The sequence below is a fragment of the Actinoplanes sp. NPDC049599 genome (genome assembly GCF_044465625.1).
GTDB lineage: Bacteria > Actinomycetota > Actinomycetes > Mycobacteriales > Micromonosporaceae > Actinoplanes.
The window spans coordinates 22,456-47,928 of record NZ_JBITLX010000014.1; the positions used below are offsets into that span (position 1 = coordinate 22,456).

Annotated in this window: 21 protein-coding genes; 9 read left to right on the top strand and 12 right to left on the bottom strand. The window is 71.5% G+C overall.

Annotated elements, in window-relative coordinates; translation table 11 throughout:
- Positions 1 to 16 precede the first annotated feature (16 nt).
- On the bottom strand, positions 17 to 1,249 hold the full coding sequence (locus ACIBQZ_RS23815) for an NRAMP family divalent metal transporter (protein ID WP_396090961.1): 1,233 nt from the start codon (positions 1,247 to 1,249) through the stop codon (positions 17 to 19).
- Positions 1,250 to 1,342: 93 nt separating this feature from the next.
- A complete protein-coding gene (locus tag ACIBQZ_RS23820; RefSeq protein WP_396090962.1) occupies positions 1,343 to 1,987 on the bottom strand; it encodes a class I SAM-dependent methyltransferase in 645 nt (214 codons plus the stop codon).
- A gap of 77 nt (positions 1,988 to 2,064) precedes the next feature.
- On the opposite strand from ACIBQZ_RS23820, the gene ACIBQZ_RS23825 reads away from it, so the two are divergent.
- From ACIBQZ_RS23825 to ACIBQZ_RS23835, 3 genes are all read left to right on the top strand, one after another.
- Entirely contained in the window at positions 2,065 to 5,127 is a 3,063-nt protein-coding gene (locus ACIBQZ_RS23825) for a putative bifunctional diguanylate cyclase/phosphodiesterase (protein WP_396090963.1), read from the top strand.
- Positions 5,128 to 5,256: 129 nt separating this feature from the next.
- Entirely contained in the window at positions 5,257 to 5,634 is a 378-nt protein-coding gene (locus ACIBQZ_RS23830) for a hypothetical protein (protein ID WP_396090964.1), read from the top strand.
- 380 nt (positions 5,635 to 6,014) lie between these two features.
- Positions 6,015 to 6,599: a hypothetical protein gene (locus ACIBQZ_RS23835; RefSeq protein ID WP_396090965.1), complete on the top strand. Its 585-nt coding sequence runs from the start codon at positions 6,015 to 6,017 to the stop codon at positions 6,597 to 6,599.
- Between the two features lie 61 nt (positions 6,600 to 6,660).
- Here the strand turns inward: ACIBQZ_RS23835 and ACIBQZ_RS23840 are convergent, their stop codons facing one another.
- Positions 6,661 to 7,011 (bottom strand): Lsr2 family protein, encoded by a 351-nt coding sequence (locus ACIBQZ_RS23840; protein WP_396091120.1) that lies wholly within the window; start codon positions 7,009 to 7,011, stop codon positions 6,661 to 6,663.
- Positions 7,012 to 7,309: 298 nt separating this feature from the next.
- Between ACIBQZ_RS23840 and ACIBQZ_RS23845 the strand changes: the two genes are divergently transcribed.
- On the top strand, positions 7,310 to 8,449 hold the full coding sequence (locus ACIBQZ_RS23845) for a cellulose binding domain-containing protein (RefSeq protein ID WP_396090966.1): 1,140 nt from the start codon (positions 7,310 to 7,312) through the stop codon (positions 8,447 to 8,449).
- A gap of 182 nt (positions 8,450 to 8,631) precedes the next feature.
- Here ACIBQZ_RS23845 and ACIBQZ_RS23850 read toward each other — a convergent pair whose 3' ends face one another.
- Together ACIBQZ_RS23850 and ACIBQZ_RS23855 are read right to left on the bottom strand one after the other, a co-directional pair.
- Complete coding sequence (locus ACIBQZ_RS23850) at positions 8,632 to 10,302, bottom strand: FAD-dependent oxidoreductase (protein ID WP_396090967.1); 1,671 nt, start codon at positions 10,300 to 10,302, stop codon at positions 8,632 to 8,634.
- Between the two features lie 22 nt (positions 10,303 to 10,324).
- Positions 10,325 to 11,338: a zinc-binding dehydrogenase gene (locus tag ACIBQZ_RS23855; protein ID WP_396090968.1), complete on the bottom strand. Its 1,014-nt coding sequence runs from the start codon at positions 11,336 to 11,338 to the stop codon at positions 10,325 to 10,327.
- A 34-nt stretch (positions 11,339 to 11,372) separates the two neighbouring features.
- Here ACIBQZ_RS23855 and ACIBQZ_RS23860 point away from each other — a divergent pair, with 34 nt between their 5' ends.
- A complete protein-coding gene (locus ACIBQZ_RS23860; protein WP_396090969.1) occupies positions 11,373 to 12,386 on the top strand; it encodes a LacI family DNA-binding transcriptional regulator in 1,014 nt (337 codons plus the stop codon).
- A 68-nt stretch (positions 12,387 to 12,454) separates the two neighbouring features.
- Here ACIBQZ_RS23860 and ACIBQZ_RS23865 read toward each other — a convergent pair whose 3' ends face one another.
- Positions 12,455 to 13,510, bottom strand: a complete 1,056-nt coding sequence (locus ACIBQZ_RS23865) for a LacI family DNA-binding transcriptional regulator (protein WP_396090970.1) — start codon at positions 13,508 to 13,510, stop codon at positions 12,455 to 12,457.
- A gap of 68 nt (positions 13,511 to 13,578) precedes the next feature.
- Positions 13,579 to 14,412 carry a LuxR C-terminal-related transcriptional regulator gene (locus ACIBQZ_RS23870; protein WP_396090971.1) on the bottom strand — a complete coding sequence of 278 codons (834 nt, stop codon included), beginning with the start codon at positions 14,410 to 14,412 and terminating at the stop codon, positions 13,579 to 13,581.
- Between the two features lie 84 nt (positions 14,413 to 14,496).
- Here ACIBQZ_RS23870 and ACIBQZ_RS23875 point away from each other — a divergent pair, with 84 nt between their 5' ends.
- Positions 14,497 to 16,113 (top strand): AMP-binding protein, encoded by a 1,617-nt coding sequence (locus ACIBQZ_RS23875; RefSeq protein WP_396090972.1) that lies wholly within the window; start codon positions 14,497 to 14,499, stop codon positions 16,111 to 16,113.
- Between the two features lie 312 nt (positions 16,114 to 16,425).
- Here the strand turns inward: ACIBQZ_RS23875 and ACIBQZ_RS23880 are convergent, their stop codons facing one another.
- The 4 genes from ACIBQZ_RS23880 to ACIBQZ_RS23895 all read right to left on the bottom strand — a co-directional run bounded on the left by ACIBQZ_RS23880 (position 16,426) and on the right by ACIBQZ_RS23895 (position 21,261).
- A complete protein-coding gene (locus ACIBQZ_RS23880; RefSeq protein WP_396090973.1) occupies positions 16,426 to 18,114 on the bottom strand; it encodes an AMP-binding protein in 1,689 nt (562 codons plus the stop codon).
- An 83-nt stretch (positions 18,115 to 18,197) separates the two neighbouring features.
- A complete protein-coding gene (locus ACIBQZ_RS23885) occupies positions 18,198 to 19,730 on the bottom strand; it encodes an alpha/beta fold hydrolase (RefSeq protein ID WP_396090974.1) in 1,533 nt (510 codons plus the stop codon).
- A 38-nt stretch (positions 19,731 to 19,768) separates the two neighbouring features.
- Positions 19,769 to 20,521 (bottom strand): ABC transporter permease subunit, encoded by a 753-nt coding sequence (locus tag ACIBQZ_RS23890; protein ID WP_396090975.1) that lies wholly within the window; start codon positions 20,519 to 20,521, stop codon positions 19,769 to 19,771.
- A complete protein-coding gene (locus ACIBQZ_RS23895) occupies positions 20,518 to 21,261 on the bottom strand; it encodes an ABC transporter ATP-binding protein (protein WP_396090976.1) in 744 nt (247 codons plus the stop codon). Before ACIBQZ_RS23895 ends, ACIBQZ_RS23890 begins: the two co-directional genes overlap by 4 nt.
- A 150-nt stretch (positions 21,262 to 21,411) precedes the next feature.
- On the opposite strand from ACIBQZ_RS23895, the gene ACIBQZ_RS23900 reads away from it, so the two are divergent.
- The 3 genes from ACIBQZ_RS23900 to ACIBQZ_RS23910 are packed head-to-tail and all read left to right on the top strand — an operon-like array spanning position 21,412 to position 24,203.
- Complete coding sequence (locus ACIBQZ_RS23900) at positions 21,412 to 22,509, top strand: sensor histidine kinase (protein ID WP_396090977.1); 1,098 nt, start codon at positions 21,412 to 21,414, stop codon at positions 22,507 to 22,509.
- Complete coding sequence (locus ACIBQZ_RS23905; RefSeq protein ID WP_396090978.1) at positions 22,500 to 23,144, top strand: response regulator; 645 nt, start codon at positions 22,500 to 22,502, stop codon at positions 23,142 to 23,144. Before ACIBQZ_RS23900 ends, ACIBQZ_RS23905 begins: the two co-directional genes overlap by 10 nt.
- A gap of 9 nt (positions 23,145 to 23,153) precedes the next feature.
- On the top strand, positions 23,154 to 24,203 hold the full coding sequence (locus ACIBQZ_RS23910; protein WP_396090979.1) for a hypothetical protein: 1,050 nt from the start codon (positions 23,154 to 23,156) through the stop codon (positions 24,201 to 24,203).
- A 397-nt stretch (positions 24,204 to 24,600) separates the two neighbouring features.
- On the opposite strand, the gene ACIBQZ_RS23915 is transcribed toward ACIBQZ_RS23910, so the two are convergent.
- Positions 24,601 to 25,467 (bottom strand): CDP-alcohol phosphatidyltransferase family protein, encoded by an 867-nt coding sequence (locus ACIBQZ_RS23915; protein WP_396090980.1) that lies wholly within the window; start codon positions 25,465 to 25,467, stop codon positions 24,601 to 24,603.
- Positions 25,468 to 25,473: the final 6 nt, after the last annotated feature.

Genomic DNA, 25,473 nt, shown 5'->3' on the forward strand with positions numbered 1-25,473 from the left:
GGGCCCGGTGGAAAGATCAGCCGGCCAGGTATTCGAAGATCGTGCGGGCCGAGGTGATGCCCATGTACCAGGTCAGCGCCGCGACCAGCACGCCGAGCACGAGCAGCCAGGCCGGGTACGCGTACCCCCGCAGCAGCTCCCGCCGGCGCCACGCGGCGTACAGCAGAATGGTGAACCCGATCGGCAGGATCAGCCCGTTGAACCCGCCCGCGAAGACCAGCAGGGCCGAGGGCGCCGTGCCGATCAGCAGGAAGATCACCGTGGTGACCGCGATGAACGCGACCGTCGCCCAGTCCCGGGCGCGCCGCTCGGTGAAGCGCCGGGAGAACGCGTCGAAGAACGACACCGAGGTGAACGCCGCACCCACCACCGAGGTGATCGCCGCCGCCCAGAGGATCACGCCGAACGCCCGCAGCCCGAACTCGCCGGCCGCCGACTCGAACGCCTGCGCGGTGGCGTTGCCCTTGGTGTTGAGCACGACCCCGCCGCTGACCACGCCGAGCACCGCCAGGAAGAGCACAAAACGCATGAGCCCGGTGACCGCGATGCCGGTCAGCGCGCCCCGGGTGACCTCGCGGGCGTGTTCCGGGCCGGTGGTGCCGCTGTCCAGCAGCCGGTGCGCGCCGGAGTAGGTGATGTAGCCACCGACCGTGCCGCCGATGATCGTGGTGATCGCCGCGAAGTCGACGGTGTCCGGCAGCACCGTCTGCCGCAGCGCCTCGCCGACCGGCGGACCGGAGACGATCGCGACGTACACGGTCAGCACAATCATCAGGACGCCGAGCCCGATGAGCAGCCGGTCCATCGCCATCCCGGCCCGCCGGACCAGGAAGATCGAGATCGCGACGAGCGCGCTGCACAGGCCGCCCAGCTTCGGGTCCAGGCCCAGCGCGGCGTTCAGGCCCAGGCCCGAGCCGGCCACGTTGCCGATGTTGAAGACCAGGCCGCCGAGCACGACCAGGGCCGCGAGCAGGTAGCCCGCGCCGGGGACGACGGCGTTGGCGAGCTCGTGCGCCCGCTTGCCGCTGACCGAGATGATCCGCCAGATGTTCATCTGGACGACGAAGTCCACGAGGATCGACATCAGGATGCCGAACGCGAAGGCGGCGCCCAGCTTCGCCGTGAAGGTGGTGGTCTGGGTGATGAAGCCGGGTCCGATGGCGCTGGTGGCCATCAGGAAGATGGCGCCGATCAGGGCGGTGCGGCGGGTCCGGGCGAGGGTCGTCGGCTGGGTCGTCTGGGTCGTCACGGGCACTCCTTCGATCGGGTTGGTTCGATGGGAGGCACCCCTGACGGTAGGGATTGTTCAACGATCACACAAGAGTTGTTGAACAATCTGCGATTACCGCGCGGTAAAATCCACCTGCCAGACGCTGGTGCGCCGGACCGGCACCGACTCCAGGGACTCCAGCACCGGCACCTCGTAGGTGGCCCGGTGGATCATCCCGTCGATCGGCAGATAGGCCCGTCCCGGATCCCCGACCAGCACCAACGCGCCCCGGCCGGCGGCCCGGCGGAGGAACGGCAGCACCTGCCCGGCCATCTCGCGGCTGTAGAAGACGTCGCCGGCCAGGATCACGTCGGCCTCCGGGAACCCGCCGGCCAGCAGGTCGCCCTCGACGAGCCGGACCGGTACGCCGTTGGCCGCCGCGTTCGCCTCGGCGGCGGCCAGAGAGAGCGGATCGATGTCGTTGGCCGTGACGACGCGCGCCCCGGCCCGCGCCGCGGCCACCGCCACCAGGCCCGAGCCGGTCGCCAGGTCCAGCACCGCCCGCCCGCTGACCAGCTCCGGCTGGTCCAGCACGTGCCGGGCCAGGGCCTGGCCGCCGGCCCAGGCGAACGCCCAGAACGGCGGTGGCTGCTCGGCGCCCGCCGCCTCGGTGCGTTCCCACAGTTCGATCGGCTCCTCGGCCTGGTAAAGCACCAGTTCGGGGAGGAACGGCACGGGCGCGAGCCGTGTGTTGGCGCGGACGAAGTCGGTGGACACGTACCGATTCTGCTCAGTTGCTCCGGCGCGGTACCGATCAGGGCAGCGTCCGGCCCTACAGCCCGCGGAGGAGGAGCATGCCGACCAGGCTGACGACCGCCCTCTTCGGCATCTGGATGGCCGCCCTCGGCGTCGCGTTCGCGTCGCAGCCGGGCTGGCAGCAGCCGGTCAGCGTGCTCGCCGGCGGCTCCGCGGTGCTGGCCGTGGTCCTCGGCATGCGCCGGCACGACCCGGCCCGGCGCGGACCGTGGCAGCTGCTCACGGTCGTGGTCGTGCTCTCGGTGGCCGGCACGGCCGCCGACGTGTCCGGTTCCAGGTACGCCGACCTGCCCACGGTCGGCACCGCCCTGCTGCTCATCGGCTACCCGCTGCTGGCGCTGGTGCTCTACTGGTTCATCCGGCTGCGTACCGGTGGCCGCCGCGACCGCGGCAGCCTGCTCGACGCGCTCACCCTGACCTCCGGCGTCGCCCTGCTGGCCTGGACGTTCGTGATCGGCCCGAACCTGCGGGACACCGAGCTGTCCACCACCGAGCAGTGGGTCGCGGTGGCCTTCCCGGTCGGCGACCTGCTCTGCCTCGCCGTGCTGACCCTGCTGCTGACCGCCTCCGGCCGGCTGCCGGCGGTCGGCTGGCTGACCGTGGGCGTGCTCGCCCTGCTGCTGTCGGACGTGGGCGGCAGCCTCGTCCCGCTCCGCGACGACGTCGGCTTCCTGCACACCTTCGGCCGGATCCCGCTGTACGCGGCCGTCGGCCTGGCCGCGCTGAGCGCGTCGATGGCCACGCTGACCCGCCCGGTGGCCACCCCGCTGGCCGAGCTCGGCCGGGTCCGGCTCGCCCTGCTGGCGCTGGCCTCGCTGGTCGCCCCGGCCGTGCTGATCCTCCAGGTCAGCACCGCCGGCGAGGTGCCCGACCTGGAGGTGGTCGCCGCCCTGAGCGCGTGCACGTTCCTGCTGGTGCTGGCCCGGATGGCCGGCGTCATGGCGAGCCACCGGCAGGCCCTGGCCCGCGAGCGCGGCCTGCGCGAGGCCTCGGCCGCGCTGGTCTCCGCCGCCGACGCCGACGAGGTCGGCAACGCTGTCCGGACCGCCGTGGCCCAGCTGCTCCCCGCCGACCTGCCGCACCGCGTGGTGCTCGCGATGGCCATCACCGAGCCGGAGGCGCCGGTCTCACCCGAGGCCGCGGCCCAGTCCGACGTCGACCGCGCCACCGGTACGGCCGCCCGCCTGGTCGCCACCCGCGACGTCGACTGGGCGGTCGCGGTGCGGCTGACCCAGTTCAACATGGTGCTGCGCTGCCCGCTGGTGCTCCAGGACCGTCCCACCGGCGACCCGCTGGTCGGCGTGCTGCACGTGGGCGGGCCGACCTGGGCGCTGCTCGGCCTGCAGCGGGCCCTCGAGGTGCTGGCCACCCAGGTCGCCCTGGCCCTGGAGCGGATCGCGCTCAGTCAGGAGGTGACCCGGCGCAACAGCGAGGCGTACTTCCGCACGCTGGTGCAGAACACCTCGGACGTCATCCTGATCGTCGACGAGGAGGACCGGGTCCGCTACGCCAGCCCGTCGGCGGGACACGTGCTGGGCGGCGACCCGGTGGGCACGTCCCTGCCCGACCTCATCCACCCCGGCGACCGGCTCCGGCTCGCCGGCGTGCTGGCCGCCGTCCGCGGTGGCGAGGGCCCGCAGGAGGGGCTGGACTTCCGGGCCGTCGGGCGGCGCCGCACCGAGGTCATGCTGGAGATGCACTGCCGGGACCTGCGCGCCGACCACACCGTCGCCGGGCTGGTCGTGACGCTGCGCGACGTGACCGAGCGCCGCCAGCTCGAACGGGAGCTCACCCACCAGGCGTTCCATGACTCGCTGACCGGGCTCGCCAACCGGGTTCTCTTCGCCGACCGGCTCCAGCACGCGCTGGCCCGCGGCGCCCGCGACGGCTCGGTGGTCGGCGTGCTCTTCATCGACCTGGACGACTTCAAGATCGTCAACGACACCCTCGGCCATGCCACCGGCGACCAGCTGCTGATCGCGGTGGCCGGGCGGATCGCCGGCGCGCTGCGGGCCGACGACACGGCCGCCCGGCTCGGCGGCGACGAGTTCGCCGCGCTGGTCGAGAACGTGCAGGACCCGGGTGCGGTCGAGGAGACCGCCTCCCGGATCCTCGCCGCGCTGGCCGAGCCGATCATCATCGACGGCGGGCCGCTGCAGGCCGTGGCGAGCATCGGCATCACCACGACCCCGGAGGCGGACACCGCCGACGCACTGCTGCGCCAGGCGGACCTGGCCCTGTACGTGGCCAAGGGCGCCGGCAAGAACCAGTGGCGGCGCTACCAGTCGCACCTGCACAGCGCGATGGTGGAGCGGCTGGAACTGCGCTCGGCGCTGGACCACGCGGTCAACGAGGGCCACTTCCTGCTGCAGTACCAGCCGATCGTCGACCTGGAGACCGACGAGGCGGTCGGCTTCGAGGCGCTGGTGCGCTGGCACCACCCGCAGCGCGGGGTGATCGCGCCGGACGAGTTCATCGAGGTGGCCGAGGAGAGCGGGCTGATCGTGCCGATGGGCCGCTGGGTGCTCGACCAGGCGCTGCACACCGTGGCGCAGTGGCGGCGCATCCTGCCGCGCGCGCGGCAGCCGTACGTCAGCGTCAACGTCTCGGTCCGGCAGTTCCGCCAGTCCGGCTTCGTCGAGCAGGTCAAGGCCTCGCTGGAGTACGCCGGCGTGCCCGCCCGGGCGCTGATGCTGGAGATCACCGAGACCCTGCTGATGGGCGACGACGAGCAGATCTGGGCGGATCTGGCCGTGCTCCAGGAACTCGGCGTGAAGATCGCGATCGACGACTTCGGCACCGGCTACTCGTCGCTGGGCTACCTGCGCCAGCGGCCGATCGACGTCCTGAAGATCGACAAGACCTTCATCGACGACATGCTCGGCAGCGAACAGCAGCTCGCGCTGGTCGCGGGCATCGTGAGCCTGGCCCGGACGCTCCAGCTCACCGTGGTCGCCGAGGGCATCGAGGACGCCGGCCACCGGATGATCCTGGCCCAGCTGGGTTGCCCGCTGGGGCAGGGCTACTACTACTCCGAGCCGCTGGACGCCACCGAAGCGCTGGCCTGGCTGCGGAATCCGCTTCCCCTGGCCGCGGCCTGACCGCGCGGCTCGATCGCGGGAACGTCAGAGTTTTTCGCTGCATTCTATATTTATGCGAAATATCTGAAATGTGGCGCCGGACGCGAAAGGCTTTCAGGAGTCCACCACCCCACCCTGAAAGGACAAGTCATGCGACGTCCGGCCCTTCTCATTGCCGGCATGCTCCTCGCGACCGGCACTGGCCTCACCCTGGCGAGTCCCGCATCGGCTGCCGTCAGCGGCTCGAGCGGCGACAGCTATCGCTGGCACTGCCACTGGACCAATGGTCACGACTGGAACGACTGGGACTGGGACGACGACGGTGACCAATGGAGTGCCCGGCGGGACAACGGCGACAGCCGCCGCCGTTACTGCCACAGCCACCGCGGGCACGGCAACTGGCACGGTCACGGCGGTCACGGCGGTCACGGCGGTCATGGCGGTCATGGCGGTCATGGCGGTCACGGCGGTCACGGCGGTCACGGCGGTTGGGTGACCGTGGGGATCGGTGGCGGTAACGGCCACTGATCCGACGCATCAGGTTCCACCAGGCCCGGGCTGCCCCACGCGCCCGGGCCGGTGGCGTCGGCTCAGTAGGGGTTGCCGGAACCGGGCAGCCGGCCGCGCAGCACCCCGCGCAGGCGCCCCGGCAATCACGTCGTCGGCGTGCACCGCCTGCACCCGCAGCCCGGGATGGGAGGGCGCCGACGGGATCCGCCCTGACCGGCGCCAAGAAGGTCACCACCGTCGAGGGCCTCGACACCGTGGACGAGCCGCACCCGATGCGGCAGGGCTTCCTGGACCACGACGGCTTGCCGTGCGGCTACCGGGATGCGGGCCAGTGCTCGGGCCTGCAGGCCGGGGGGTGAAGGCCCGCGCTGGGCGGGCCGCCAGGCCCGAGCGGTGCCTTGAGCCGGGCGGTTCTGCTGCTCGATGTCCTGACGCACGACGCGCAGGCGGCCCGGCCGGCGGCGCAGGCGATCCGGCTGGAGATCACCGAGGAGCTGCACGACGCGCCGCTCACCGCGGACCCGGAGACGGTGAACCCGTCGTTCCCGGCCACCACCTCCTCGGGCGACCTGGCGGCGGGGTTCGCGGCCGCACCGGTCACGGTGGCACGCTGCCGATGGCCTCGGTCGCGGGCGGCTCGGCCGGCAGCGCGTCCTGGGCTGGGCGGTCACCGGCGACCGCCGCGAGTTGCGCAGCTCCGGCGGGGACGAGGCGGTCCACGACACCACCGAGGTCCGGGTCTCCGGCGACTACGTCAACCACGCCTGGCCGAGAACCACGTGGCGGCGCGCGCGGACGTGGAGTTGATCGACGCGGCCTGGCTCGACGGGCACGACCCGGGCCTCAACCCGATGGGGAGCAAGGGCATCGGCTCGCCCGCGGCGATCGTGCACGCTGTCTGGCACGCCACCGGTGTCCGGGTCCGTGACCTGCCGGTGCGCCTGGACAAGCTGCTCGGCGTGCCCGGCTGGATAACGCCTTAACCGTCCTTAAGCACAAATCGGCGCCGCCCGCGGGCGGCGCCGATTTCGTGCGGCGAAGAATCTATCGCTTGCTGTGGTACGCCTCGACGATGGAGCTCGGGATGCGGCCACGCTCGGACACCTCGTAGCCGTTCTTGCCCGCCCACTCGCGAATGGCCTGATTCTGGTCACGGCTGGCCCGGCCGGTGGTCGCCGGGGCGGTGCCGCGCCGGGCGGAGCGGACGTCGGCGCCGGAGCGGCCGACCCGGGTCGCCACCGACAGGTACGGGTCCAGCGCCTTACGCAGCTTGCCGGCGTTCTTCTCCGACAGGTCGATCGTGTAGTTCACACCGTCGAGTCCGAACTCGACGGTCCGGTCGGCCTCGCCGCCGTCGAGGTCATCGGTCAGAAGGGTAATTACCTGCTTGGCCATGATGTGGTTGCTCCCGGGGACGGTGCCATTGTCTATGAGAATTCCTGCGTATTCATTCTGTCCGCCGGTGTCGGTCAGTGCAAATTGTCCGCGCTGCATGTCGCGCAGATCATCCGCTGCATTCTCCGGATCGGGCCGGCCGCGGCGAGCCGCCGCGACCGCCGTCCGGGCGCCGGGCCGGCCACAACTTCCCGGAAACTTGGTGGTAACACTTCTCACGCCTGTCAATGTGTTGTACGTTGCGTGGGAGCGCTCCCACAGTCCCTTCCCCGGGGATCCCCCACCTCCAGGAGCAGTCATGAGACGTGTCATCCGCGCCGTCACGGCGGTCGCCCTGCTCGCTGCCGGCTCGATCACCACCTTCGTGGTCGCCGGCCCGGCCCAAGCGGACACGCAGATCTGCGAGCAGTACGGCTCCACCACGATCGGCGGCCGCTACACGGTGATGAACAACCGTTGGGGCACCTCCGCCCAACAGTGCATCAATGTGACCAGCAGTGGATTCGCCATCACCAGTCAGCAGGGCGTCGGCAACACCAGCGGCGCCCCGGTGTCGTACCCGGCCATCTACGTCGGATGCCATTACACGAACTGCTCGCCGGGCACGAACCTGCCGATGCAGGTGAGCTCGATCAGCAGCGCCACCAGCAGCATCAGCTACTCCTACGTCTCCGGCGCCACCTATGACGCCGCGTACGACATCTGGCTGGACCCGACGCCGAAGAAAGACGGCGTCAGCGCGATGGAAATCATGATCTGGTTCAACCGGCAGGGCTCGATCCAGCCGATCGGCTCGGTCGTGGGCAGCACCACCATCGGCGGCCGCAGCTGGCAGGTCTGGCAGGGCAGCAACGGCTCCAACAACGTCATCTCGTACGTCGCGCCGTCGGCGATCAGCAGCTGGAACTTCAGCGTGCTGGACTTCATCAACGACGTGAAGAACCGCGGCGCGATCACCAGCGCCTGGTACCTGACCAGCATCCAGGCCGGCTTCGAGCCATGGATCGGCGGCACCGGGCTGGCCGTCACGAGCTTCTCGGCCGCGGTCAACGGCGGCGGCACGACCACCCCGCCCACGACCCCGCCCACCACGCCGCCGACGACCCCGCCGACCGGTTCCTCGGCCTGCCGGGTCACCTACGCCGCGGACTCGTGGGGCAACGGCTTCGTGGCGAACGTGACCGTGGCCAACACCGGCAGCACCGCCCTCAACGGCTGGACGCTCGGCTTCACGCTCCCCGCCGGGCAGGCCGTGACCAGCTCGTGGAACACCACGCTGTCGGGCAGCAGCGGCGCACTGACCGCCCGCAACGTCGCGCACAACGGCAGCATCCCGGCCGGCGGCAGCACCTCGTTCGGCTTCCAGGGCAGCTACAGCGGCAGCTTCGCCACCCCCTCCGCCTTCACCCTCAACGGTACGGCCTGCGCCCGGGCCTGACCCCCACCCGCTTCACAGCAAGCCCCGCCCCGTCGCCGATCAACCCGGCGGCGGGGCGGCCGGCGTTCCCGGCCCGCTCGGCCTGGCGTCCCGGCACAGCACGGCACGGGCTGCTCAGCCCGGTGCGGCCGGCGTTCCCGGCTCACTCGGCCTGGAAGTCCGGCACGGCGCGGGCGGGCTGCTCAGCTCGGTGCGGCCGGCGTTCCCGGCCGGGGGACCGGCGTGATCCGCAACGCGGCCGGTGCGTGCGCCGGGACCGCGGGGGAGTGCGGTGCCACCGGCTCGACCGGCTCGTAGGGGGCGTCCAGGGCCGGTCGCGGGTCGGTCTCGCCCTTGTTGGGCCACAGCGACAGGGCCCGCTCGGCCAGCGCGGTGATGGTCAGCGACGGGTTCACGCCGAGGTTCGCCGGGATCACCGAGCCGTCCACCACGTGCAGGCCCAGGTAGCCGTACACCCGCTGGTAGGAGTCGACCACGCCGGACTCGGCCGAGGCGCCGATCGTCACGCCGCCGAGGATGTGCGCGGTCATCGGGATGTCGAAGACGTCGCCCACCGAGCCGCCCGGGTGTCCACCGATCTTGGCGGCCATCCGGCGTACCGCCTCGTGACCGACCGGGATCCAGGTCGGGTTGACCGGGCCGTGGCCGGGGCCGGTGGTGAGCCGGCCGCGCCGGGTGCGCCGCACCGTCAGGGAGTTGTCCACGGTCTGCATGACCAGCGCGATGATCGTCCGGTCGCTCCACCGCCGCTTGGACAGCGACCGCAGCAGCAGGACGGGATGGCGCAGCGCCTGGCCGAGGAAGCGGACCGGCCGCGGCACCCGGCCCCCGCCGTCCACGAGCAGCGTGGTGAGCAGGCCCATCGCGTTGCTGCCGGGCCCGTACCGGACCGGCTCGATGTGGGTCTCGGCGTCCGGGTGGAAGCTCGAGGTGATCGCGACACCCCGGGAGAAGGGCTTTTCCGGTACGGCGACAGTCTGCGCGCCGAGCAGCGCCTCGGAGTTGGTCCGGGTCAGCGCGCCGAGCCGGTCGGAGAGCCGTGGCAGCACCCCGGTGTCCTTCATCGCGTGCAGCAGCCGCTGGGTGCCGAGCGCCCCGGCCGACAGCACGACCTCCCGCGCGGTGAACGTGCCCTGCGAGGTGGTCAGCTCCCAGCCGTCGGCGACGGGCCGCAGCGCGGAGACCGTGGTGTCCGGGTGCACCACCGCGCCGGCCCGCTCGGCGAGATACAGGTAGTTGAGGTCGAGGCGGTTCTTCGCCCCGTACCGGCAACCGATCATGCAGTCGCCGCACTCGATGCACCCGGTCCGCGCCGGCCCGGCCCCGCCGAAGTAGGGGTCCGGCACGGTCTTGCCGGGCTCACCGAAGAACACCCCGACCGGCGTACGCCGGAACGTGCCGCCCACCCCCATGTCCTGCGCGACGGCCTGGATCACCTCGTCGGACGGCGTCATCGACGGCTGCACGGTGACCCCGAGCATCCTGGTGGCCTGGGCGTAGTGCGGCTCCAGCTCGCGGGCCCAGTCGGTGATCCCGGCCCAGCGCGGGTCGGCGAAGAACGCGGCCGGCGGCTGGTAGAGCGTGTTCGCGTAGACCAGCGAGCCGCCGCCCACCCCGGCCGCGGAGAGCACCATGATGTCCTTGAGCAGCGTGATCCGCTGCATGCCGCGCAGGCCGAGCGCGGGCGCCCAGAGGAAGGCCCGCAGATCCCAGGACGTCCTGGGCAGCGTCTCGGGGGTGAAGCGCCGGCCGGCCTCGAGCACGCCGACCCGGTAACCCTTCTCGGTCAGCCGCAGAGCGGTGACACTCCCACCGAACCCACTGCCCACGACGACGATGTCGTAGTCCGTCATGCCGCCACCCCACCACAGGACCTCAGCGGGGCGCCAGCAGGACTTTGATGTGGTCGCCGCTCTCCGCATCCGCGAAGGCCGCGGCAGCCTCGTTCAACGGCCGGATCGCCGTCACGAAGTCCGCCGCCGTGACCACGCCGTCGCGCAGCAACACCATCGCGTCCGCGTAATCCTCCGGCAGGTACGTCGCGCTGCCCTGGATCCGGAGCTGGCTGTCCTGGAGCAGCGCCAGCGGCACTGTGACGTCGCCGGCCGGCACGCCGACCACCACGACGGTGCCGCCCTTGTCGGCGATCGCCAGCGCCTGGGTCACCGTCGACTGCTCGGCCACACAGTCGAAGACCACGTCGGCACTCTCGCCCAGCTCCGCGCGTACCTGATCCGCCGCGTCCGGGGCCGTAGCGTCCACCGCCGCGTCCGCGCCGAACGCCAGCGCCCGCGCCCGGCTGCGTGCCGACCGGGCGGTCACGACGATGCGCCGGGCGCCCTGCGCCCGCGCCACCTTGAGCGTCAGCAGCCCGATCGTGCCCACCCCGAGAACGGCCACCGCCCGGTCGCGCACACCGCCGGCCAGCCGGATCGCGTGCACCGGCGTCGACACCGGCTCGATCAGCGCCGCGGTCGGATCATCCAGCTCGTCCGGCACGACGTGCAGCCGCCGGGCGTTGATGGTGAACGCCTCCGCCATGCCACCCTGCTCCGAGCCGCACCCGAAGAAGCCGAGCTGCTCGCAGAGGTTCTGCCGGCCGGCCACGCACTGCTTGCACTCCCAGCAGGGCAGGTCCGGCTCCACGGTGACCCGCTGCCCGGCCCGCACCGCGGTGACGTCCGGGGCGACCGCCGTGACGACGCCGACCACCTCGTGCCCCGGCGCGTACGGCGGGTGCACGTTCGGATGCCGGCCGCGCAGGGCGTGCGTGTCCGAGCCGCAGACGCCGGCGACCACCATCCGGAGCTGGGCCTCACCAGGCCCGAGATCCGGGGTCTTCGCCTCGACGACCCGTACCCCGTCCGGCAGCACCACGACGCGCATCATGGCTGGAGCATAGGACCTGGGTTTACGCTAAGCCGTGCGCGCAGCGACGATGGCCGACATCGCCCGGCGTGCCGGGGTGTCCCGGATCGCGGTCTCGTACGCCCTCAACGGCCGTCCCGGAGTCTCCGCGGACCTGCGCCGGCGCATCCTGACGATCGCCCGCGAGCTCGACTACCGCGCGAACGGCCCGGCGCTGGCCCTGCACGGCGCGGCGGCCCACGCGATCGGCCTGGTGCTGCTGCGCTCGTCGGCGGCGCTGACTGTGGAGGTGTTCCGCCGCCGGCTGATGGCCGGCATCCAGGCGGAACTGGCCGGCCGCGGCTACGGCCTGGCCCTGCAACTCGTGGCCGACCTGGCGGAAGAGGCGCAGGTGCACCGCCGCTGGAGCGCCGAACGCCGGGTCGACGGGGTGCTGATCTGCGACCCCCGGCCGGACGACCCCCGGATCGCGGAGGTCCGCCGGCTGGGCCTGCCGGCCGCCCTGATCGCCAGCACCCCGGACGACGGCCTGCCCGGCGCGTGGAGCGACGACCGCGGCTGGACCCGGGAACTGGTCGAGCACCTGGCGGGGCTGGGGCACGTCCGGGTGGCCCGGGTCAGCGGCCCGGCCGGCATGGTGCACACCACGATCCGCGACGAGACGATGGCCCGCCGGTGCGCGGAACGGGGCATGGAGCTGACGATCGTCCGGGCCGACTACACCGGGCAAGCGGGGGCGCAGGCGACCCGCGAGCTGCTGCGAACCCCGCGCCGGCCGACCGCGATCGTGTACGACAACGACGTGATGGCGGTCGCGGGGCTGGGGGTGGCGGGCGAACTGGGGCTGACGGTGCCGGCGGACCTGTCGGTGGTGGCCTGCGAGGACTCGCCGCTGTGCCAGGTCGTGGGCCCGCCCCTGACGGTGATCAGCCGGGATATCGCGGCGTACGGGGGATTGGCGGCGGCGCAGCTGTTCGCGGCGTTGGACGGGGAGGTGCGCGGGCCGGTGCGAGCGGCCCCGGGGCGGCTGGAGGTACGGCGAAGCACAGCCGGCCCGCCACATCGGTGACCGTGTTCGGCCCGCCGGTCACCGACTGGGCCCGGCGTCGCCTCCCCGGCCGGACGCCTGGGTCTGAGCTATTGCGGGCCGTCTCGGCTGTCGGCGGGCGGGGCCGCGGTGCTCGCGCGGGCCACCAGATGGGCGGGCTCGTCAAGCCGGCTCTCCACCGGCTCACCCGCGATGACGGCCAGCAACAGCCGCGCGGCGTTCGCGCCGTAGGCGACGATGTCGCGGGTCAGCGCGGTGAGCGGCGGATGCACCAGCCCGCAGATCGGCGAGTCGTCCCAGGCGATGACGGACAGCTCCTGCGGCACGGCGAAACCCAGCTCCTGGGCCGTGGCCAGCCCCGCGATAGCCATGATGTCGTTGTCGTAGACGATGGCGGTCGGCCGCGGCCGGGCACCCAGCAACTCCCGGGTCGCCCGCGCGCCGGCCTCACCGGTGTAGTCCGTCGAAACCGTGGTCACCTCGGTGACGCCCAACCGCTCGCAGGCCGCGGCAAAGGCCCGGCTGCGCGCGGCGGTATGCGCCAGCTCGGGAATCCCGGCCACCCGCGCGATCCGCCGATGCCCGAGCCCGCCAAGATGCTCAACCGCCTCGTTGACGGAGACGGCATCGTCGGACCACAGGCTCGGCACCAACCCACCGGCAACGGGCGGCCCGACCACAACGGCGGGCAGCCCGATGTCGGCAACGGCCGGCACCCGCGGATCATCGCCACGAACATCACAGAGCAGCACCCCGTCGACCCGCCCCTCGATCCACCACTGCCGGTAGACCTCGATCTCGGCAGCCGGGTCGTCGTCGGGAACCATCTGCAGGAGAAGGGCGTAGGAGCGGGTCGAAAGCTCGGCCTCGAGCCCGCTGACAAGCTCCATGAAAAAGGGCTCCACGCCGAGGGTGCTGGCGGGGCGGCGCAGGGCCAGCCCGACAACCTTGGCGGGAGCGCCGGCGAGGGCACGGGCGGCGGCACTGGCCCGGAAACCGAGGCGATCGGCGATGGCGAGGATGCGCGCACGGGTCTCGTCGGAGACACCGGGACGGTCGTTGAGCGCGTAGGAGACGGCGCCTTTGGAAACGCCGGCTTCCCGGGCGATATCGGCGATCGTCGGTCTCTTCACAGTGGTGACCATAGGACCTCCCCGAAACCCCTGTCGCCGCTCAGCTTGCGCGGGGTCGCTCGGTCCGCGGGCGGGACCGGCTACGGCAGGAAGCCGAGCCGCCGCGCGGTCACCACGGTCTCCATCCGGCCGTGCGTCCCCAGCTTGCGCATCGTGTTGCGCAGATAGCTCTTCACCGTCTCCGGCAGCAGCCCGAGCCGCCGGGCCGCCTCCGCGTTGCCGCACCCGACCGCCACCATCGCCAGCACGTCCAGCTCGCGCGGCGACAACGGATTGGGCGCCCGGGCCGCCCCGCCGCACCGGGAGAGCAACTCACACACCTCCTGCAACCGGTCCCGCAGCGCCGGATCGCTCACCTCATGGGCGATCGAGCGCAGGTCGGCGTGCGCCTGCCGGACGTCCTCCCACTCCGGGGCCGCCGGCGAGGCGCGGGTCAGCGCGGCGGTCGTCTCCAGCTCGGCGATCCGGCGCTCCACTTCCCGGCGTACGGTCAGCTCGGTGCCCACGCGTGCCGCCACCTGGCTCATCGCCTCCAGCGTGCGGGTGCCGACGGCCAGCGGTTCGCGGGTCCCGGCGTACAGCACCGCCAGGACCGAGCCGCCGACCATGACCGGCACCGCGGCGATCGCCCGCAACCCCTCGGTGGTGACCGGTTTGTCGTACTCGTGGCTGATCCGTGGGTCGGCGGCGTAGTCCTCGACCCGGCCCGGCCGCGCGGTGCTGAGCACCCGCCCGCCGAGCCCGTTCCCGGCGCTCACCACCAGCCCGTGCAACGCGAGGGTGACCGTGCCGGCGAGGTCGGTCAGCCGCATGGCCCGGCCGTCCGGCGCCACCGTCCCGCCGAACGCGACCGGCAGCCCGGTGACCCGCCGGACGCGGCTCAGCGTGGCGGACAGGTCGGCTGTTTCGGGCACGTCACCAGCATGTCGCGGGCCGGGACCGAGGTCCACCCCCGTACGGGGGTGGCGCCGCCCGGCGGACCGGCCCATGCTGCAGAAATGCTCTCCTATGCCTCCGCGACCTCCGACGTGCCGCTGCTCGGCGAGACGATCGGCGCGAACCTCGAACGCACGGTGGCCGCCTTCGGCGACCGCGAGGCGCTGGTGGACGTGCCGTCCGGGCGCCGGTGGACGTACGCGCAGTTCGACGAAGCGGTGAACGAGGTGGCACGCGGCCTGCTGGCCCGCGGGATCAACAAGGGCGACCGGGTGGGGATCTGGGCGCCGAACTGCGCGGAATGGGTCATCACGCAATATGCAACGGCGAAGATCGGCGCGATCCTGGTAAACGTCAACCCGGCATACCGGACGCACGAGCTGGAGTACGTGGTCCGGCAATCGGGCCTGCGCCTGCTGGTCAGCGCGGTCGCGTTCAAGACGAGCGACTACCGCGGCATGATCGCCGAGATCGGCTTCACCGAGACGATCTTCATCGGCACCCCGGACTGGGCCAAACTGATCGCTGGTGGGCAGGGCAGGTCGCTCGGCGAGCGGACCGCGGAGCTGGCCTTCGACGACCCGATCAACATCCAGTACACGTCCGGCACCACGGGCTTCCCGAAGGGCGCGACGCTGTCGCACCACAACATCCTCAACAACGGCTTCTTCGTGGGCGAGCTGGTCGGCTACACCGAGGCGGACCGGATCTGCATCCCCGTGCCGCTGTACCACTGCTTCGGCATGGTGATGGGCAACCTGGCCGCGACCACGCACGGCGCGTGCATGGTCCTGCCGGCCCAGGGCTTCGACCCGGCGGCCTCCCTGCGGGCGGTCGCGACCGAGAAATGCACTTCCCTGTACGGCGTCCCGACCATGTTCATCGCCGAACTGGGCCTGCCGGACTTCGCGGAGCACGACCTGTCGTCGCTGCGCACCGGCATCATGGCGGGCTCGCCCTGCCCGGTGGAGGTGATGAAACGGGTGGTCGCGGAGATGCACATGACCGAGGTGGCCATCTGCTACGGCATGACGGAGACCTCGCCGGTCTCGACGATGACCCGCCGCGACGACGGCCTGGACCGCCGCACGGAAACGGTCGGCCGCGTCATGCCCCACCTGGAGTCCAAAGTGGTCGACTCGGCGACGGGCCTGCCGGTGCCGCGCGGCGAGGCCGGCGAACTCTGCACCCGCGGCTACTCGGTGATGCTCGGCTACTGGAGCCAGCCCGAGGCGACCAAGGAGGCGATCGACACAGCCCGCTGGATGCACACCGGCGACCTGGCCACCATGGACGAGGACGGCTACCTCAACATCGTCGGCCGGATCAAGGACCTGGTCATCCGCGGCGGCGAGAACGTGTACCCGCGCGAGGTCGAGGAGTTCCTGCACACCCACCCGGACGTGGCGGACGTCCAGGTGATCGGCGTCCCGGACGAGAAGTACGGCGAGGAACTGATGGCCTGGGTGGTGCTGCGCCCGCAAGCAACGCCCCTGACGGCCGACGCGGTGCGCGAGTTCTGCCGGGGAAAGCTGGCCCACTACAAGGTGCCGAGGTACGTGCACGTGGTGGACGGCTTCCCGATGACGGTGACGGGAAAGGTCCGCAAGGTGGAGATGCGCGAACGCGCGGTGGAGATCCTGGACCTGGGAGACGCGGCGGGAATCCGCAACGCCTGACCGGTCCGCGAGATCGGTCATGTAGTGCCCAATCGTCAGCTGGCTGTGGCGCGGCAGGTCGTCGTCGGCTGTGGCGGGTGGTCCCTCCTTGTTGGACGGTGGCCTGGTCGGGCGCCGGTCGGTCTGGTCGGTCGCGGTCTGGTTGGTCGTGCTCTGGTCGGTGTCTGGCCGCGGTCTGGTCGGTGGCGGTCTGGTCGCGGGCTGGTCGGTGGCGGTCTGGCCGCGGGCTGGTCGGTCGCGGTCTGGTCGCGGTCTGGTCGGTCGCGGTCTGGCCGGTCGCGGTGTGGCTGGTTGCGGCCTGTTCTGCGGGTGTCAGCCGCTGTCGCGGTATTCGCCCGGCGGTGGGGTGGTCGTCGCGGCGTACTTGGTCCGTTCCGCTTCGCGGAGCTGGACGCGGCGGATCTTGCCGGAGATCGTCTTGGGCAGGTCCGTGAACTCCAGGCGGCGCACCCGCTGATAGGGCGACAGGTGCGCCCGGCAGTGCACGAAGATCGATTGGGCGGTCTCCGCGTTGGCCGGCCACCCCTCGGCGAGCACCACATAGGCCTTCGGCACGTGGAGGCGCAGCGCGTCCGGCGACGGCACGATCGCCGCCTCCACGACCGCCTCGTGCTCGATCAGCACACTCTCCAGCTCGAACGGGGAGATGCGGTAGTCCGATGCCTTGAACACGTCGTCCGTGCGGCCGACGTAGGTGATGTAACCGTCCGCGTCGCGGGAGCCGATGTCGCCCGTGTGGTAGTAGCCGTTCGCCATGGCTTCCGCCGTCAGCTCGGGGTCACCGTGGTAGCCGACCATCAGGCCCAGCGGTCGCGGATCGAGATACAGGCAGATCTCGCCCTCGTCCGCGTGCTTCCCCGATTCCGGGTCGATGAGCGCCACCCGGTAGCCGGGCACGGGACGGCCCATCGAACCCGGCCGTACGGTCTGGCCCGGCGTGTTCGCGATCTGCACGGTCGTCTCGGTCTGGCCGAAGCCGTCGCGGATCGTGACGCCCCAGGCCTTCTGCACCTGCTCGATGACCTCGGGGTTCAGCGGCTCGCCGGCACCGACCACCACCCGTGGCGGGGTCTTCAGCGCCGTGAGGTCGGACTGGATCAGCATCCGCCACACGGTCGGCGGCGCGCAGAAGCTGGTCACGCCGCAGCGCTGCATCTCGTGCAGCAGCCTCGCCGCGTCGAACCGCGCATAGTTGTGGATGAACACGCACGCCTGCGCGTTCCACGGGGCGAACACGTTGCTCCACGCGTGCTTCGCCCAGCCCGGCGACGAGATGTTGAGGTGGACGTCACCGGGCCGCAAGCCGATCCAGTACATCGTGGACAGGTGCCCGACCGGGTACGAGGCGTGGGTGTGCTCGACCAGCTTGGGCTGGGCGGTCGTGCCGGAGGTGAAGTAGAGCAGCAGTGTGTCGTCGGCCTGGGTGACGCCGTCGGGAGTGAACTCACCGGGGCCGGCGTAGGCGTCGGAGAAGGCGTGCCAGCCGTCAACCGGCCCGCCGACCGCGATGCGGGTGACCTCCGCATCGATCTCGGCGAAACGCTGCGCCGCCGAGGCGAGGGCGATGACGTGCTGTGCGCCGCCGCGGGTCACCCTGTCCCGCGAGTCGGCCGCGCCCAGCAGCGGTGTCGCCGGGATGATGACCGCGCCGAGCTTCATCACCGCGAGGATCGTGTCCCAGAGCTCCACCTGATTGCCGAGCATCATCACGATCCGGTCACCCCGGCGGACCCCGCGCTCCCGGAGCCAGGTGGCGACCTGGTTCGACCGGCGGGCCATCTCCGCGAACGAGAAGCGCTGCTCCGAGCCGTCCTCCTCGACGATCCAGAGCGCCGGGCTGTCATTGCCCTCGGCGATCACGTCGAACCAGTCGAGCGCCCAGTTGAACGCGCCGAGCCGGGGCCAGCCGAACTGCGCGTACGCCTCGGCGTAGTCCTCGCGGTGCTCCAGCAGGAAGTCCCGGGCCTCGCGGAAGGCCGCCGTACCCTCAGTCGCCGCCATGTCTCCTCCTCGGGCCGATCTCCGTCAGACTGCTCCTCCGCCGGGGTCGCCCGCCACCCCCGCACGGGGGTGGCGGGTCGCCGTCACTCAGCACATGTCAGGTCCGCCTCGGGGAGCCGGCCGCTTCGCAGGTACGCGTTGACGGACTCATCAACGCAGCTCGCGCCGCGGAAGAGGTAGACGCCGTGCGTACGCGCCCCGGCCAGCACGATCATCCGGGAGCCGGTGAGCGCCCGGTGCAGCGCGCGTGCACCGGGGAGCTGGGAGTTGACGTCCTTCTCGGCCTGCACGATCAGAGCGGGCGTGCCGTTGCGGACCTGCACGGGTCGCTCCACGGGCGCATTCGGCCAGAAGGAACACGGGGTGACCGTGCGGGCGAGTGGCTCGAACAGCGGCGATGACGCCCGGTGCCGCTGGATGTCGCGCCAATAGACCTCCGGGTCCCGCGAGACTGCGGCGTCACCGCAGAGGATCGCTGTCTGCGCTGTGTGAGTCGCCGAACCTGCGCCGTGGACGAGGCCGGCCAGGGTTGCGGCCATCTCCTCGGTCGGTTCGGCGGGCTGACCGTCGGCGGCCCGGACGAGCAGCTGCACGACCTCGGCCAGCTCCCCGTTGCCCGTGTCGTCGGTCAGCGGCGTGGTGATCAACGCCGGCAGCAGGGTGTCGTCCACCGCGTACGACCCCACCGTGAGCGGACGCCGGGCGGAGATCGCATAGACACGTCGCACGGCGCTGAGCACGGCATCGGCAGTCGTGCCCAGGTGGTAGTCGGCGTCGCGGCCGGCGGCCCAGCCGGCCCATTCGCGCAACTGGGCCGCACGTCCCGGGGCGGCGTCGCGCAGCACCCGGGTGCCGGAGAGCGCCGGGCTGATGGCGCTGTCCAGCACGATCCGGCCGGCCCGGCCGGGGAACAGCTGCGTGTAGACGGCCCCGAGATACGAGCCCTGGGAGTAGCCCAGATACGAGAGCTTCGACTCGCCCAGCGCTATCCGGACCGTCTCCATGTCGCGGGCCATGTTCGCCGTGGACGCGTGACGCAGCAGCTCCCGCTCGGTAGGCCCGCACCGCCCGGCGAGGTCCCGGCCCAGGGCGACCATCGCCTCGAAGCCCGCCCGGCCGGCCCCGGCGGATCGGGGCAGCCAGTACGCGGGCCAGTGGCAGTCGACCGGGGTGCTGCGTCCGGCGAAGCGCGGATCCATGCCGATCAGGTCGAAGCGCTCGCCGGTCGCGCCCATCGCCGCCCGGGCAAGCGGAACGCTGTCGAGCACCGGACTCGCCGGCCCGCCCAGATTGATGATCATGGCGCCGACGCGGTTGACGGTGTCGCTGCCCCGGCTTCGTGCGATTGCCACGGTGACGGCACGGCCGTGTGGCTTGGCGTAATCGAGCGGTACGGGCACGTCGGCGCACTGCACGCCGGCGTCGTCGAGGGCTCGACCCTCGGTGTCGTCGGGCCCGAGCGCACACGGATGCCAGGAGATCTCCGGGCCGGCGCGACTCACGGTGAGCGGCGCAGCGCCGGGCCCGGTGACAACGGAGGTTCCGGCGGTGAGAGCGAGGACGGCGACGATGCTGAGGCCTGCCGTGGCGATGGCCGGCCCGCGTACGGCTTGCACGATGCACTCCTGAAGGGTGAGGGGTGGTGAGACGAAGGTCAGGCGTCGCGACGGCGCAGGCGCCAGGCACCCAGCGCCAGCACGGCCGCGGCATAGAGCAGGAAGACCGCGAATCCTGTCCAGGGGGACAGCAGGGTCGAGTCGGGGCGGGCTGTGGTGATCGCGAGCCCGGCGGGGGAGGGCAGCCACCGGTAGATGTCGTCAGCCAGCTCCGTGGGCAGGAAGCCGGTCACCATCTGTGGTCCGAGCAACAGTGCGATCACCGCCGCGACGCCGCCGGCCGTGTGGCGGATGATCGCTCCCAGTCCCAGCCCGAACAGCGCGACCACCACCAGATACAGCGCGCCGCCGACGACGGCACGCACGACCCCCGGCTCGCCGAGAGACGTGTCGAGGTGCTCGGCCGACAGCACGGACTGACCCGTGAGGAAGGCGCTGAACACCGCGGGCAGGCCGAGCGTGAAGATCGCGGCCGCGAGCACCACGGCCTTCCCCCAGAACACCGGGGTACGCCGGGGGACGGCCGCGAACGTCGTGCGGATCAGGCCGCTGGAGTACTCGTTCGTGATCACCAGGACCCCGAGCACTCCCACCGCGAGCTGGGCGACCTGGACACCGGCCAGGCTGACGCCGACCGAGTCGAAGCCCGCCGGATCAGCCGGTGGCCGGGTGACGCGGACCATCGCGTACAGGATGCCGAAGCTGACGATCAGTATGGCCGCGCTGAGCAGCGACCAGGCCGTGGAGGAGACCGATCGGAACTTGGTGAACTCGGCACGGGCGACGCTCATCGGTGGCTCCCGTCGGTGGTGGGCGGGCGGAACTCGACCACGTCGCTGGTGAGGTCGATGAAGGCGTCCTCGAGCGAGTGGTGACCCGACTCGGCGACCAGGTTTGCCAGGCTCGTGTCGGCGACCAGCCGGCCCTTGCCGAGCACAATCAGGTGATCCGCGGTGAGCGCCATCTCGGTCATGAGGTGGGAGGAGACGAAGACTGTGTGGCCCTGCGCGGCCTGGTCGCGCAGCAGGCCCCGGACCCAGCGGATGCCTTCGGTGTCCAGGCCGTTGAGCGGCTCGTCGAGGATCAAGGTGCGGGGGTCGCCCAGCAAGGCGGTGGCGATGCCGAGCCGCTGCTCCATGCCGAGGGAGAAGCGGCCGGCGCGGCGCCGCGCCTGGCCCGCCAGCCCGACGGCGTCGATGACGTCGAGCACGCGGGACCGGGGCAGGCCGTTGGACTGCGCGAGTGCGAGCAGGTGGTGGTAAGGGCTGCGTCCCGGGTGCACAGTGCGTGCCTCCAGCAGCGCACCGACCTCCCGCAGTGGCGTCCGATGTGCTGCGTACGGCCTGCCGTTGACCGTCACCGAGCCTTGGGTCGGCCGGTCCAGCCCCAGGATCATCCGCATCGTGGTGGATTTGCCGGCGCCGTTCGGTCCCAGGAAGCCGGTGACGATTCCCGGCCGTACGGTGAAGGTCAGGTCTTCCACCGCGAACCTGTCGCCGTATCGCTTGGTCAGGCCTTTTGCCTCGATCATGAGCCCACCTCCGTGGTCGCCTCCCAGATTCCCGGCGCGACGGCTCGGCGTCAGTGGGGTGTACCCGCTGTGCGGGGTGGGGTTTTCCCCACCCTCGGCCCGCGGTTTTCCGGATGGTCAGGCGCGCTTGCGCTGCCTACGGTCGAGAGCGTGGAAATCCAGTACTTCCCGTCGCACCCGGTGACGACCGCTCGGGCGGTCCGTCATCTCCTGGCGGGTGCGGTGCTGACGCTGCTGGCCACCGCGCTGCTCACCGTGCTGGTGATTCTCTGGGGCGCGGCGACCCTCAGCCTGGTCACCGGACCGTCCGGCGGGGTGCCGCTCGTCGTCCTCTACGTGCTGGCGGCGCTTGCCCTGCCGCTGATATTCGCGTGGTTCGTGCATGAGATCGCGGTGCTGCACCGCCTGCGGTTCCGCCGGTTGGTCGGCCTCACCATCGCCGTGCCGGCTTGGACGATCCGCAGCACCGGCCGCGAGTTCGTGTATCAGGCCTGGGCGTTGCTGGTCGCCGTGCCCGCGACGGTGTTGATCGCCGCCCCCGACTGGGCCCGGCTGTTCGTCCGCACCGATCGGCGCACGGCCGAGCGGTGGCTCGGGCCGAACAACGTCGAGATCCTGAAACAGCGGGTGGATTGGCTACGGGACAGCAGGGCGGCGGTCGTGCTCGCGACCGACGAGGAACGCCGGCGCATCGAGCGCGACCTGCACGACGGCGCCCAGCAGCGGCTGCTGTCGCTCGCCATGAATCTCGGCATGGCGCGGGAGGCGATCACCGAGCCGTCCCCGGAGGCCGATGCGATCGTGGCGGCGCACGACGAGGCGCTCACCGCGCTGACCGAGCTGCGGCAGTTCGTGCGCGGGCTGCACCCGGCCGTGCTGAACGATCGAGGGCTGGACGCCGCCATCTCCGGTCTCGCCGCCCGTGCCAAGATCCCGATCCACGTCTCCGTCGAGGTGCGACCACGCTGTCCTCCGTCCATCGAGGCGGTCGCCTACTTCATCGTCTCCGAGGCCCTCACCAACGTGGCCAAGCACTCCCGAGCGCTGATCGCGTCCGTCACCATGACTCGTCAAGGGAGCAAGTTGCACATCGTGATCTCCGACGACGGCCGCGGCGGCGCGACCGCGAAGCCGGGCGGCGGGATCGCCGGGCTGATCCAGCGGACCGGCTCCGTCGACGGCAGGTTCTCCCTGAGCAGCCCGATCGGTGGACCGACGGTGATCAAGGTGGTCCTGCCGTGCGCTTGATCCTCGCGGAGGATTCGGTGCTGCTGCGCGCCGGCCTGACGAAGTTGTTGGCCGATGGCGGATTCGACGTGCTGGCCGCCGTGAGCGACGGCGAGGAGTTGCTCCGCGCGGTCGCCGTGCACGAGCCCGACGTGGTCGTCGTTGACGTCCGGATGCCGCCGACGCACACCGACGAGGGCATCCGTGCGGCGTTGAAGATCCGGCAGCAGCACCCGAAGGTCGCGATCCTGGTGCTGTCGCAGTACGTCGAGGAGCGGTATGCGCACGATCTGCTGTCGGCCGCCACCAGTTCGGTCGGCTACCTGCTCAAGGACCGGGTCGCCCGGGTCGGTGACTTCCTCGACGCGCTGCGCCGGATTGCCGAGGGCGGCACGGCCCTCGACTCGGAGGTGGTGGCTCAGCTCATGGTGCGGCGGCGGCCGGACTTCCGCACCCGGCTCACACCCCGCGAGCTGGAGGTGCTGCGGTTGATGGCCGAGGGGCGCTCCAACAACGGCATCGTCGACACGCTCGGCGTCAGCCACAGCGCCGTCGAGAAGTACGTCAGCAACATCTTCGTGAAGCTGGACCTGCCCCCGACCGACACCGACCACCGCCGCGTCCTGGCGGTGCTCAAATATCTCGGCGATGGTTAGGATCCGCCGATGATCAACAACCTCGTCGCCCGCGCCGCGACGGACGACTGGGACGCGGTAGAACAGCTGGAGCAGCTCGCCAAGGCCGACCCGGCGATCCTGCGCCCGCACCACCGGGAGCTGCTGGAACGCGGGCTGCTGTGGCCGTCGGTGCTGTTCGCGGGCGCGGACGAGGAGTTGGTGGAGCAGATCATCACTCGCATCGACAGTGGCGATCAGCGTCTCGGCCACTTGCTGCTGATCCTGGCCGAGGTCCGCGGCGAGCCGGCGGCGGCCGCGTTCCGGCGCTGGCAGGAGGCGCCGCCGCCCGGCATGGACCGCCTGCACATCGACGCGCTGGCCTACGCCCGCGAGGGCGGCTGGGATCTCCGCCCGGACGGCACGAACCACCTGCTCTACGGCCTGATCGCCTACGAACTCCACATGAAGGAACCGAACAGCACGCACGGCAACAGCGGGGGCGCCCACGACAGTGTCAGCGCTGGTGGGAATGACGCCGGCGGGCACACCGCGGGCAATGGCAACAGGCCTGCGGACACCGCCGGCAGGGACACCGGCGAGGGCACGCTCTGCCCGTGGTGCGAGTCGCCGATCTGGACCGTCATGGATCTTGATACCGCCAACCCGGAGGTCGCCCGGGCGCTCGCGCACACCGGCTGGGCCGGACGGCTGCGCGTCACCACCTGCTTTCTCTGCACCAACTACACAACGCTGTTCACCGCCGTCACCCACGACGGCGGCTCGTCCTGGTCGGCATGCAACGAGCGCCCCGACTATCTGCGCACCACGGCCGAGGAGCCGCCCCGGGTGCGCCCCGAGGTCGGCCCGGCACGCGCGACGAGGTGGCTGGCCAGCGCCTGGAAAGAGGGCGGCTCGACGCTGGGCGGCGTCCCGGACTGGATTCAGGACGCGGCCTATCCGGAATGCCCGGTCTGCGCGAAGACCATGGACTACGTCGGGCTGGTGGGCGGCGCCGACCTGGGGTGGGGAGAGGGGGCCGACTACATCTTCGTGCACAGCGGCTGCGGGATCGCCGCCGTGGCCTACCAACAGAGCTGACCCGGCCATGATGGACCGGCAGGCCAGCCGCCATGCCGGCCGCCATGCCGGGGGCTCCGGCGTGCCGGGTGTGGTGCGGCCCGGTCACACCGTGCCGGGGTGGCGCGGCCCGGTCACGGTGCCGGGTGTGGTGCGGCCCGGTCACACCGTGCCGGGGTGGTGCGCCCTGGTCACCGTGCCGGGGGTGGCGCGCCCCGGTCACGGTGCCGGGTGTGGTGCGGCCCGGTCACCATGCCGGGGGTGGCGCGCCGCCCCCGGTCACCATGCTTGGGGCGGTGGTGCAGCCCGCGGCCACCAAGCCCCGGCGGTGCACCCCCGGGCGCCAGCCCCGGGGCAGGGCGGTCTGCCTCCACTACCACTCACTTCCGGCGCATCCCTCGATAACTGATGGACGACCCTACTGTTCGCTGAACTCGAGTTCCTCGTTCCGGCTCTCAGGCCGCACCGGTGGCTGCTTCCGCAGCGCCGCCGTTGCCTCCGCCTTGGCCAGGGCTACCGGGAATCCCCTTGTCGCCCGCCAGAGCTTCACGATCAGCAGCACTTCGAATGCCACCAGCAGCGTCCCCGCCACCGCCGACGTGGCGATCACCTGGCCGGTCAGGGGGCCGATGATGAACACGGTCATTTCGAACTCGATGCCGCTGAACAGGTGCGTTCGGATGCGGCGCTGCAGCAGTGCCTCCCGGAGGCGGGCCCGGGCTCCCTGCGGTGGCATCGGCGTACCGATGCTCTGTTCTTCCGGTTCCGGGCCGCGCGCCTCTTCCAGGAGGTCGCGCATGCTCTGCCTGGTTTTGGTCATTTGCTGGGAGTTCAGGTAGCGGAACAGGTCCAGGAAGGTCACCACGACCAGCGTCCAGAGGAACGCCGCGTGGCCGGTTCGTGCGTACTGGCCGCCGAACAGGGCCGCGGCGCACATGAAGACGCGGAGGCGGTCGAACATGAAGTCGAACCAGGCGCCGAATATCGAGCCCGTGCCGTTGAGCCGGGCGATCTTGCCGTCCATGCAGTCCACGACGAAGCTCAGGTGGAACAGCGCGGCGCCGGCGATCAGCCACCAGCGGTCCTGGGCCAGGAAGCAGGCTGCCGACGCCGTGCCCAGCAGCATGGCCAGGCCGGTCAGCAGGTTCGGGGTGATCCACCGGTAGGGGGCGACGAGGCGGACCAGCCTCGCCGCGAGCGGATCGACGAGCAGGACGGTCCACCACGCGTCCTGAGTCTTGTAGGTCTGCTCGCGGATGTCCTGCAGTGAAGAGCGACGCACCATAACCCG